The sequence below is a fragment of the Aquimarina rhodophyticola genome, from assembly GCF_042434915.1.
In the GTDB taxonomy this organism is placed as follows: Bacteria; Bacteroidota; Bacteroidia; order Flavobacteriales; family Flavobacteriaceae; genus Aquimarina.
In genome coordinates this window covers 168,493-179,285 of record NZ_CP170198.1, presented here as the reverse complement: position 1 = coordinate 179,285, position 10,793 = coordinate 168,493, and the positions used below count along the sequence as shown (strand labels likewise).

At 37.5% G+C, this 10,793-nt stretch carries 14 protein-coding genes; all 14 read right to left on the bottom strand.

Features of this window, described 5'->3' with window-relative positions:
* Nucleotides 1–152: 152 nt before the first annotated feature.
* Nucleotides 153–371, bottom strand: a complete 219-nt coding sequence (locus ACE939_RS00925; RefSeq protein ID WP_378186896.1) for a hypothetical protein — start codon at nt 369–371, stop codon at nt 153–155.
* A complete protein-coding gene (locus ACE939_RS00920; RefSeq protein WP_378186895.1) occupies nt 364–615 on the bottom strand; it encodes a hypothetical protein in 252 nt (83 codons plus the stop codon). The genes ACE939_RS00925 and ACE939_RS00920 overlap by 8 nt, the downstream gene beginning before the upstream one ends.
* Before the next feature lie 166 nt (nt 616–781).
* Nucleotides 782–1,354, bottom strand: coding sequence for a hypothetical protein (locus ACE939_RS00915; protein WP_378186894.1), 573 nt, complete (start codon nt 1,352–1,354; stop codon nt 782–784).
* A gap of 38 nt (nt 1,355–1,392) precedes the next feature.
* Complete coding sequence (locus ACE939_RS00910; protein ID WP_378186893.1) at nt 1,393–1,845, bottom strand: hypothetical protein; 453 nt, start codon at nt 1,843–1,845, stop codon at nt 1,393–1,395.
* Complete coding sequence (locus ACE939_RS00905; protein WP_378186892.1) at nt 1,811–2,692, bottom strand: hypothetical protein; 882 nt, start codon at nt 2,690–2,692, stop codon at nt 1,811–1,813. Before ACE939_RS00905 ends, ACE939_RS00910 begins: the two co-directional genes overlap by 35 nt.
* Nucleotides 2,685–3,026, bottom strand: a complete 342-nt coding sequence (locus tag ACE939_RS00900; protein WP_378186891.1) for a hypothetical protein — start codon at nt 3,024–3,026, stop codon at nt 2,685–2,687. Before ACE939_RS00900 ends, ACE939_RS00905 begins: the two co-directional genes overlap by 8 nt.
* Nucleotides 3,027–3,035: 9 nt before the next feature.
* The gene (locus ACE939_RS00895; RefSeq protein WP_378186890.1) at nt 3,036–4,013 is read right to left on the bottom strand and encodes a DUF6712 family protein; all 978 of its coding nucleotides are present in this window, start codon (nt 4,011–4,013) and stop codon (nt 3,036–3,038) included.
* Nucleotides 4,013–5,374 carry a hypothetical protein gene (locus tag ACE939_RS00890; protein ID WP_378186889.1) on the bottom strand — a complete coding sequence of 454 codons (1,362 nt, stop codon included), beginning with the start codon at nt 5,372–5,374 and terminating at the stop codon, nt 4,013–4,015. The genes ACE939_RS00895 and ACE939_RS00890 overlap by 1 nt, the downstream gene beginning before the upstream one ends.
* Nucleotides 5,361–5,639: a hypothetical protein gene (locus ACE939_RS00885; RefSeq protein ID WP_378186888.1), complete on the bottom strand. Its 279-nt coding sequence runs from the start codon at nt 5,637–5,639 to the stop codon at nt 5,361–5,363. The genes ACE939_RS00890 and ACE939_RS00885 overlap by 14 nt, the downstream gene beginning before the upstream one ends.
* A 327-nt stretch (nt 5,640–5,966) precedes the next feature.
* A complete protein-coding gene (locus ACE939_RS00880; protein WP_378186887.1) occupies nt 5,967–7,697 on the bottom strand; it encodes a hypothetical protein in 1,731 nt (576 codons plus the stop codon).
* Entirely contained in the window at nt 7,675–8,301 is a 627-nt protein-coding gene (locus ACE939_RS00875) for a hypothetical protein (protein ID WP_378186886.1), read from the bottom strand. The genes ACE939_RS00880 and ACE939_RS00875 overlap by 23 nt, the downstream gene beginning before the upstream one ends.
* Nucleotides 8,298–8,630, bottom strand: a complete 333-nt coding sequence (locus ACE939_RS00870) for a hypothetical protein (protein ID WP_378186885.1) — start codon at nt 8,628–8,630, stop codon at nt 8,298–8,300. The genes ACE939_RS00875 and ACE939_RS00870 overlap by 4 nt, the downstream gene beginning before the upstream one ends.
* Nucleotides 8,631–8,632: 2 nt before the next feature.
* Nucleotides 8,633–9,580 (bottom strand): hypothetical protein, encoded by a 948-nt coding sequence (locus ACE939_RS00865; protein ID WP_378186884.1) that lies wholly within the window; start codon nt 9,578–9,580, stop codon nt 8,633–8,635.
* Between the two features lie 334 nt (nt 9,581–9,914).
* A complete protein-coding gene (locus ACE939_RS00860) occupies nt 9,915–10,739 on the bottom strand; it encodes a hypothetical protein (protein ID WP_378186883.1) in 825 nt (274 codons plus the stop codon).
* Between the last annotated feature and the right edge of the window lie 54 nt (nt 10,740–10,793).

The following is a 10,793-nucleotide window of genomic DNA, read 5'->3' as shown; positions in this document are numbered from 1 at the left end:
TTATAAATCTTTTTGCATTGTTAACATCTCTGGATCGGTCTCCATAAAATATCTAAACCTGATACATTCTAAATGATCGAAGAATTCAAAGGGCTCACTAATCCACCAACGAAGAAAGACCCCTAAAAGTTTGATTTTTATAAATAAATTTTTCAAACTATTCCCCATGTAAAAAAATATTCAATATGATCAAAACGACCATCTCTATTGAAGCCGTAATAAAATCCTTCGTCCCTAAATTTCTGAAAGATACCTGATTGATATTCTAACACTTCAGGAGAGTTAATATATACTTTGCCCTTTGAAGAGATTTCTCTTAAAGACTTTAATTTTTCTAATAGATTTTCATCTATGATTTTAAAATTACTCATTGATTGAAGGTTTTTTCTTATTCAACATATGCAATTTGGTAAAAAATTCGCCTAATACAGTATAACTATAATAGATGCCGGTTCGCTCCATCTTATTGTCTGCGTAGTCACTGCTGTTATAGCCATGATACATACTGCTTAGATATTCTGTGAGCTCTTTGGGAGTACATTCTTCTAATAACTCGCTAACAATTTGATGTACTTGTTCTGGGGTGTTACTTGTTTCATTGATTTTACTGGACATAATATCTTTTTTTTAAAATACCCGCGCAGGTCGTCCAGTAAAATCAATAGAATTGAAGTACCACAGGGTTGAATACCTGTGAACCTAACGCGGGATTTAATAAATTTTTTCTTGAGTAGCATACTATTAATTTTACTTGGACACTTCAAAGATAATAAAAAATTGTTTACCAGTCGCCACTTTTTGAATCGGCTCCTTTATTTATTGCATCTTCTAACGACACAACTACATCGCTAGCAAAATTTTCTACATCCTCTCTAGCCGAGGCTGTAATCTTTTTAGGTTTTCCTTTTTTATTATAAAATGACCAATTTAAAAAGCCGCCTCTTAATTGGAAGTCTCCGACGTTAGTAGCTGAATTATTAGCTGCAGGGGGCATGCGTTCAAGAGTTATGTCAATTCGTAATTTATCGTCTTTAAAGCGTATTTCTAGCAAATATTGAATATCCCAATAGAGTCGCTGACCCGTATTATTGACTTCAATTTGGTTTACTTGGTACAGCTTATAACTAAGATACTCGCCGTCGATGCTTGAAGTTTTATTTTCTTCAGCCTTGTACTGCGTGTATTCACCCCATTTTTTAATTTCGGTATAAAGATCTGCGGCAGTCTTGTCGGGAAAATCCTTAACCACGAATCCATTAAAACCCTCTGGAGTGATTTTGAATTTGTCAACTTTTTGCTGTGCAATTGCAAGCGTGCTAATTAAGAGCATTGCTAGTGTAATATAATTTTTCATATTTGTGTGATAATTGATTAAGTATCAAAGATATGAAATTAACTTTTGCTTTCTGCAATTACACTTAAGTCCCACCCATTGGTGTGGTGATAGTTCTCTACTGGCAAAATTGATAAGGTTTGTAATTGAAAATCGATCAACGTACACTTGCTGTCAACATCGGATTTGAGAAAACGAATGCGTTTCTCAAATTTCATTATGAGTGTTTGGGTAGTGATAAAAGTGTCTAAATAATGTTCATTGCCGGCTCTGGAGTCAAACTTTTTGACAATCATAAAAGCAGTGGTGTTTTTATAAGTAGTGAGGTCCTCGTTACCGCTTTTTGGTTTTGCGCTTGGTAACAATCCTATAAGCAAAAAGTCTTCACTTTTGAGAGTGCCAGCGATTCTCGCAAATCGATCATCGCTCGATAGCAACTTTACGTGGGTAATTTCTGGGATCGCCTGTTTTGTTTCATCAAGAAACGCCTTTAGATCTAGTATTTTTAGCATTTTTCTTTAGTTTAAGTACTTCGTTATGTTTCTGGACCATGTAGACCAAGGCATCATATAGGTTTTGGTTTGCTACCTTTTCCATATCACCAAAAACACCAGATTCTGCCAGTGTATACATGGCGCTTAACATACCTATGCTTTTACCATCTGATTCACTATTTTTTGACGGTATGAAGAGCACCGAGAGATCGACAGTGTGACCACCACCGATATCCAACGCTCTATTTGTAGCTATCCACTCTTGACATCCTTGAAAAAATAAATACACTCCGTAGCGTTGTGCTAACGACACCAAACTAAAAAGCGCTGCTTTACGATCTTTGGAATTATTGTCTAGGGCTTCATCTTTTGCTGTGTACAAAGTCGCTACCAAGTGATTGAGGTAATATTCGTCTTTGGTTTTGGCATAATCGATATAGGCATTGAGCGCCTGAATGTATTGTCCAAATTTAAGATCGGTAAGCGCATCTGCAGGACCAGTATACATATGTTTTTGGATCTCAATAGATGGAATTTTGTTATCTATATTGTCAAGCTTCACCGTTTTGAAGGCTTTACCATCCTTTTCATTCGTATCAAAAAAGCAATCCATCAATTGAGAGATTCGATACACGTTTTCGCTTACTGCATCTGCCTGTTCGTTTTGCTTACTTACATCCACCTTACGAATTAAATTTAGTAAAACATAAGTAAGTTGCACTCTAAGCTCACCATAACTAATCTCTTTATTAGTGAACTGCAAAATCAGTGAGCAGAACGCAATGTACTGCTCGACGGTCATTTCTGATATTTCCTCTGGAAACTCGATAACCGTGTTTTTAGATGGGATTTCGATTTTATGCATCTTTGATCACTAAGGTATTTTTTTGAATTTTTAGCATATTTTTTTTTAACTCCTCGCTGTGTTTGTTGTCTACGATGTGCTTAAGCTTGTGATTGGTCGTTTTGGCTTTGGTAATGGATTTTTTACCATTGAATCCCATAATTTTCTTGGTCGTTAGCAGCGACCCGGCTGTCTTGAGCATATTCATCTTGGCTTTTTCTTTGTTTTGATCGAGATGTGCGTTGATGTTTTTCAGTCCTTCTGCGAAAAACTTTTCCTTTCGTCCTTTTTTGGTAAGATTTTGATAAAACCATTTTTTAAGAATTGAATAATAATATTTGACAAAAAATTTCATAGGTGTAAATTATAGAGATACGTGTTTATTTTCTTCTTTGAGTCCGGACATGGGATCACGTTCTATACGCGTGGCAGTCATCTTAGCATAATGATCTTCTAATTTTATGAGATATGCTTCACCCTCAGCTTTATGACTTTGCATTACTTCGACTCTGGCTTTGGCTTTCATCGTTGTATTCTCCTGGTAATTGATTTTATCTGGAAACATCTCGACCGGGAATGTTTTATATGCCTTAGCTAGCGTTAGATACGCCACTGCGTTACGAATTAACTCAAGCAATCGTTGTTCGTTTTTATCATTGCTTGGGGTGCCTGCTAGGATCGCCGCTTTAATTGCGTTGAACTTAGTTTCCTGAAGAATCGGAAAAATATACTCCAACTCGATCGTGTTCATGAAAGGGACCATTCTGTAATAAAGCTGGCCACTTTTATTGATGGAAAATACATCATCAAAAATCGCGGTGTTATGAATGAAAAGTTTTTTGGATTTTTTATAAGCCTCTGAGTTTTTCCAAACTTCAATTTCTGAATCATCCAATGTCTTAATTAAATGATCCAGTGCTTTATATGCTTTTTTGAGCTGAATAGCGTTGTCACGGTCAATTTGCCACTCCCAAGGGGTAGTTTGATCCCCCGTTCGATTGTTCTTACGCCCAGCATTCGTGTGAATTAGATCACTGCTTTGTGAGTAGCTGTGATACGATATTAATAGCAAGTAGGCCTGAATCAGAGCTATCACTCTATCGAGTAGCTTCGTTTGTGTTTCACTTAGCGTAGGCGCCGAATAATCACCAGGCTTTAAATCTGGATTATAGGTATACAGAGCCAACTCATAGACCTCTGATCCTATGTAATCAATTAAATAGGGAGTTTCTAGTTTAATATCGGTTATTAAATGATCAAACTTAAAATCGGCATCGGTAAAACCGAGTACTCTTTTTACTTCATCATCTCCGATACTATCTTTATTGAAAATTATATCCATTATATAGGAGTTTCGTTAGTTACACGTTTACTCTCGGTAATATCCTGCTCACGCTCAGCATTAATATGGTAAAATCCGACCTTTATATTTTTACCAAATTTTGCTTTGATAGCATCGTTAAGGGCTTTTGTTACGTAATATTCGGCAATCATGACAGAGGTAAGCTGATGAATTTTTAATGCGTACAACTGCTCCGATCCACTGTCACTTTTACCGTCTGCACCTACGTTCGCAAGTGCCGCGTGTAGTCCTAATGATGCAACTACTGCAAAATCTGATTGAGTAGCAATATCAAGCTGCGCCTTGACGTAATCTTTTACCTTTTGTTCTATAGGAGTGATTTTCCAACCAAGCTCCACCATAGATCCGCCTATCATTTCAGTTACCGTCTCGTTATGCCAAAATTTACCTACATTTTCGACTCCAGATAAAAGTTTGCTAAGCCCTTTGAATATTTTGTCTTTGAGATCATCCAACATACTCTCGGTGTATATTTCACCATCTTTAAGATTATTTTGTATGATTTTGCGTTTTTCATCCCAATATCGTTTTGGTGACGTTATATGCCACTTGATATTAAGACTATTGTTGGTCAAGGCTTCAATTATCTTAGGTATTGATGTAGATCGCTTAATCCAAGGTAACGCTCCGTAGATCTCTGGCATTGAGTAGTGTTTTATTCCGAATGTTTTACGTACCGAATAATGCACTGCAAGTGGATATTTAAATGGCTCAAGCTTGCTGAACAATGGATATACTTCGTATTCCTCTTCTTTACCAGATTTAAAATCGCCAATTACTACATGAGTCGGTTTTTTGGCTTTAGAATTTTTTCTATACGCCAATCGACAGTTACTCGTATCTAGTGTTTCGATAAGTGCTAATGAGGATTGAGAGCCGATTAAATTAGCACGATCTCGGTAAACTTTTGAAAATACAGTATTGGTATTATAGTATTGTGAAGCGTTATGATGAAGCTGTTCTTCAAAGTCAATACCTTCTAACCATTCCAGTATTTTTGAATCCTCGGCTGGTTCTCTGGAGTATTGTTTCCCATCTTGTTTTGTGATGTATAAATAAGGCCCTTGTTCAATTAGAAGCTCAACTTTGCGATTCTGTATACGCGGCGCGAGGTGATTGGGATACAATGTTTCGATGATCTTATCTGGAATATCATTTTGAGAGCCAAAGGGGATCACCTTAAAATCTCCGAAATCCAACGTATTCTCATGCCAATCTGTAAAGGTGTCCTTATTCTCGTCAGATCCAGTATTGGAATTACGACCTGATATCTCAAAGTAACTGACCTTATGATCATCTAAAGCTATATAATCCTTAGTATTAAGTTTAACTACGCTCATTATAAAGATTGATTTTTTTGTTATTTACAGCCATAAGTAGTGGTATGTAACAGGACCTATGCTCATTAGTAGCAACATTTGTGAATTGTATACGGTGCTTTGCATTGAGTCCAGTAGCTGCTCTACTACGCAGCACCGCCTTACTTACGTAGGACACTGTACCATCAAGCTTCATATAAGTAAATGAGAACGTGTTGCCCTTACCTGTAATGAGCTCCATCAAGCTTATAGCTTCCTCATAGCTTGTGTAGTGTCGTGGATTCATGTAACAATGATACCTCTTGCCTCATTAGTATATATGGACACCCTCTGAGACTCTGAAAACGCTAGAAAAATTATTTTTTCTAACAAAATTCACCGTCATATCTCTAAAAAATCCAAAAAAATGCAATTGCATTTTACAGGTAGAGCGTGGCGCTATAATTTGTTTCTCCCTATATCTTTAAGTGACTCGAAACAGGGTTTAATATTTGATTTTCAAACATTTAAATATTGAACGATTTTATAAATGGTCGAATAAGTTGCAAAACAGAAGCGTATACTAACAAAAAACACCCCGTTAGAGGTGTTTTGGAGTAGTTTAAGAGGTTGGTTAATGTATTCCAGGGTCGGCAGAGGGTGAAAATAGTAAGGAATTACCCTCAAGTTTTTCGAGCCATTCGGGACGGCAGACTAAGTACTTTAGACCATCACTCATGTTAGTAGAGGCAAGCAGTAACTCTTCATTATCCGTTTTTTCGGAAGACTTATCTTTATGGATTGTTTTTTGACCTTCTTTGTTTTGCTTAACTATTACTTTGGCTTGCTCCATACTACCCTTAAGAACAGAACATTCTGCACGATCAATCAGTAACAGAGGTAAGTCTTTATTGTTGTTTTTGATTAACATCTCCAACATCAATTCGTATTCTGTCTGTTGATAGATAGTACCTTGATTACGGCTCATAAGCTCGACAGTCCAACCAGTAGCTATTTTGTTTACATCCCACTCGATAGCCTCCTTTATTTTTGAAGCATGATCTTCACCAACGCTTTGCATTTTATTTGCGGCCCGGTCATGATACAATTTGAAATGTTTGTTTCTATGATCTTTAAAAAACTCTCTAAACTTCTTGCCTAAAGCTGGCAAAAACTCAGGGGGTAGCGTGTAAAATTCTTTTAACACTCTATAAATCTCAGCGCTCTCAGGTTGACCTATGACAAGTGAACACATTTTACCCGTGTCCAAGCCACCTTCTAAGTGTTCGTGGTGATTTACATATTTTAAATCCAGCGAGCTTCGATCTACATCTTTCCCATCTTTACTTCTCGAATACCTGGTGTAGTTATAGCCATTAGCATAAAAGTTAGTTCGTGACAGGTTAGGATAGAACATTTGCCCTTTTTCCAGCTTTGGTAGAATTGAGAAGATTGCAACCATCACTTCTCTAAAGTTCATGGTTTTAAGGATAGTATAAAAATACTCTGGACGCAGTATATCAATATTTACAAAACTACTGCCTATATAGAAAAATGTTGAACCGCGACGGGCCTTTTTCAACCGAGCCTCCCATCGAGCAAGATTTTTATTGATACGCTTAACTTCAATAAAATCGTTGTTTTCCTGAGCGTTTACTTTTTCAATATTTAGGGTGTTGACAATATCAGCGCAGTAAATTATTGTTTTTATCTGCTTGGGATCCATATTCTCCTTACGCTTCAAGATCCAGTCATGCTCCCCGTGATTTGGGTTCGGCATATCTGAGGTAAAGGTCGTTCCCATATAATAAGGTGAATGACCAAATCTCACAAACTCTCCACGTAAAGCAGGTGTCAGTTTGTTAATCTTTTTTTCTGCCTGGTACTTGATCTCATCGCCCACGATATGCTGATAGGAATCACCTGCGCCCGTGGAAGGTCGATCCTGTGAGATAAGTTTGAAATGTGTTCCGGTAAATACAGTAATTGTATGTTTCCAACTAATAGGCGGTTTGTAAGGCCCTGTATAACCTTTAGGATAAAACTTTTTAGGAGGCCTGGTACCAACCACGAAGTGAATCCCTTCAATCCATCCGTTACGCTTCCAACCTTCGATTATGGAGGGTAAGACGTTTTTAAGCGCATTCATATAGGTATCACTGGAGATCGCTATATAACAGCCGGGCATGTCATAGCATATATCTATTAATCGCTTTGCTATGATATCAGTAGTTTTACCTGTACCACGACCTAAAATAGCTACAAGATGCTGCGGAGCTATCATACTAATAAGCTGTGACAGCCAATTAGCGAATAGCTTTTTAAGACTATCTGCGCCTTTTTTAATCTTCGGACGACGACTCATTTGGGTTGAATAAGATTTGAGGCTCTATGGCTGCATCACGTTTTAAGTCCAGCGCTTCTGCTTGAGTGAGCGGCATACCATCGATCATTTTTGCAATTTCGCTACGAGATACTGGAGGCATCCCTATATCCTCTAATTTGTTCGTGTATAGAACCACACGCTTTTCGTAAAACTCTGCGGGAATTTCGTCTTTTTTATCACTGTAAGCTCCGCGAAGAGTAGCAGCTTCCTTCCAGATGTCTTTAACCTTATGTAATTGATCAGGTGTGTCTGCCGTTTTAAGCAGTAAGAGCGCTAATTTATCAAGGCGTTCGGCGTAAATATTGGCCCATGCTTCCTGCGATACATCGTTATCCAAATAAAAATAATTAATAGCATCTGCATAGATGTGCTTTGCCTTGTATCGGCTCATCTCCGGATAGGTAGCGATCAGATTCTTTATAATATCATGCTCGAGCATCATGGTGTGATGCCAACCGTATACTTTTTCTAACTGTTCAAGATAAATGACTAATTCCTCGGGCATTACTTCGTTTTCACGCGTCTCTACCCAACGTCTAAGCGTATCAAGATCTACGTCGAGAAGTTCTCTTTGTACATTCATATTCCGAAGATTTCTGTTTTAGAATCATTAAAAGCACGGATACGTTCATTGTTTTCATACATCTGAATCGCAGTGATATTACCTCCAGCAACTTGATTTAGTAAGGCTTCGTTTTTATCGATCTCTTGTTGATCTATACCACGACGATGCGCCAAATACACTTTGGATTCTTTATTGCGCCAAGCAGCTATGAAACTGCGGTAATCAATATTAAGCTGCAGGGCAATTTCTTTGAGTAGTAGGTTATGTGCAGAAAGCTCTGAAACCATTTCCAATTCATCATCAGAAAGGTCCAGAGCATGTGTTTTTCTGTTTTTTAAAACCTTCACAGTTATCTTTTGGCTAATTCCTGCTCTGCAACAGTTAACTCAAGTTCATACTTTTCTAGTAACTCCTGAGATTTCTCACGATCTGCATCACTTCTTTGTTTATCAGTTGCCTTCTTTTTGTTACGGCTAACATTTGTTTTGATATTACTTATCTTTTTACTCAACTCCTCTGTGCTGATCTCTGAAATTTCTGTAGCTAAATTTTGCTTAGTAAAAATCTCATGCTTACCTAATATTTGTTGGTTCTCCTGATAATACTCCAACTCATCCCATATCAATTTGTTTTCTATATAATTATCCTTTACCGTAGCAGCTATTGCTGCAAGTTCTTCTTGCTTAGCTTTTTCAAAAAGAGAAGAATGTGCTGCTCTGTATTCGCTGTAAGCTGTGATCATATTGGCTACCAGAATCTTAAATACATCCGGACAGTTTTTCCATCTTAAGAACGGAAACTGCTCATACAATCGAATCGTATTTTTAACTTCTGCGGGAGCATGAGTTAATTGTTCTATACGAATTTTTGAAGCTGTTGCAAGTATACCATCAGACAGCGTACTGGCTTTTTGATTCTTGAACTCAACCTTCTTTTCTTCAGCTAACCGGGACGCAAACTTTTTAAGTTCGTGATACGCAATCTTTTTATTAGGATTAAAAGCAAGGATCAGATCGTCCAACGATTTTTTAACAGGAGTTAGCTTAATCACCTTTTTGCCTGTTATAGATTTAATAGGTTGTGAGGTATAAATTAAAATTTCACGCTCGGTAATTCCCACAACTCTACCTATCTCATAATACATCTTAGCGAGATTTTCTCTGGAGTTAATCATACGATTAAAAGAATTTTGAACCGCTAAAGATTTGCCAATCATTTTATTATATAGATTTTTTCCCCCAGTAAGAGAGCGATCATTTTTTAAATAATCGATAACATCGTTCTTAGTTGTTGCCATGAGTTTTAGTTTTGATTCCCTAATTTGTTGACTGCAAAATAGCATGCAATTGCATCCTATATATGGACAATCCACAGATGTAAACAGCATGTGTTTTCTTTTTTATTTTGATTAAAAGAACAAGAGAGGCAAAAGGAACTAAAAAAGTGCCTTAAAATCGTGCATTCGTGCGCAAACCACTTAAAGTACTAATAACCATATAGTTATATCGCACGAAATTGCGCACGATTTTGTGCGGATATCGTGCAAAACGCACGAAATTGACCTATTTTAACACAGAAAATCCTGATTACTTCTCGGTAATCAGGATTTTACAACCATTATTAAATTGTTTTTAACTTCTGGATCGTTCTACAAAAACGTGATCTCCTGCTCCTTGATCAATTGCCTCAAAGGTGATTTGTGTTCCCGCTAAACCTTGCCAGTCAACCGCACCTGCTAAAATAAAATTTGCAGCTGAAGATGCAATTGTCGCCGGATTAGTACCACCACTACCCAGTAAAGTGTATTGAAGGCCTGTTGTGGCATTTAAAATATCAGTTATACCAATAGCAATAGAATTATCCTGTAATTGATATCTACCGGATCCCGCAGCCACATCTACCGTAGTCGCATCTGCAGCTACAGCGTTAACCGTTGCAAAGGTTACAGTTCCCGAATATCTACCCGGTACGGATCTACTTTTTTGGAATTGCTGAAACTTCACCAAGTTGGAAGTACTCTCATTATTGTTGGTTCCCTCTACCATTAAAGATAGTGGTGTACACGGAGTACCATAAAATCTGTAATAAGGCACATCACCATCGCAAGCACCAATTTTGAAACCTATGGCTAAGTTTCTGTTGGTCATATTAGTGATGAACTCATCGAATTCTAAGGAGCTACCCGGATGTGAAAATTCTGGTAAAGATGTAAACGACACAGCATCCTCTTCACCTTCACTGGTTACTGGTAAACTAATCGTGCTCGCTGTCGCTTCGATGATCGTTGCATATTTACCTGGCTTCATCTGTATATCGCCCACCATAAGCACGCCTTTGCCGTCACGGCTGGGCCATATAGCTACATCAGCTAAATCGATCACAACAACCTCTTGGCTTTTAGCTTGTGGCGCACCACCACCAGGCTTTTTTCTTATATTTACTTTAACGTATGACATTGTAAAAATATTAAAAAGTTAATAAAATAACACCCCTTATAAAAAGGGATACAA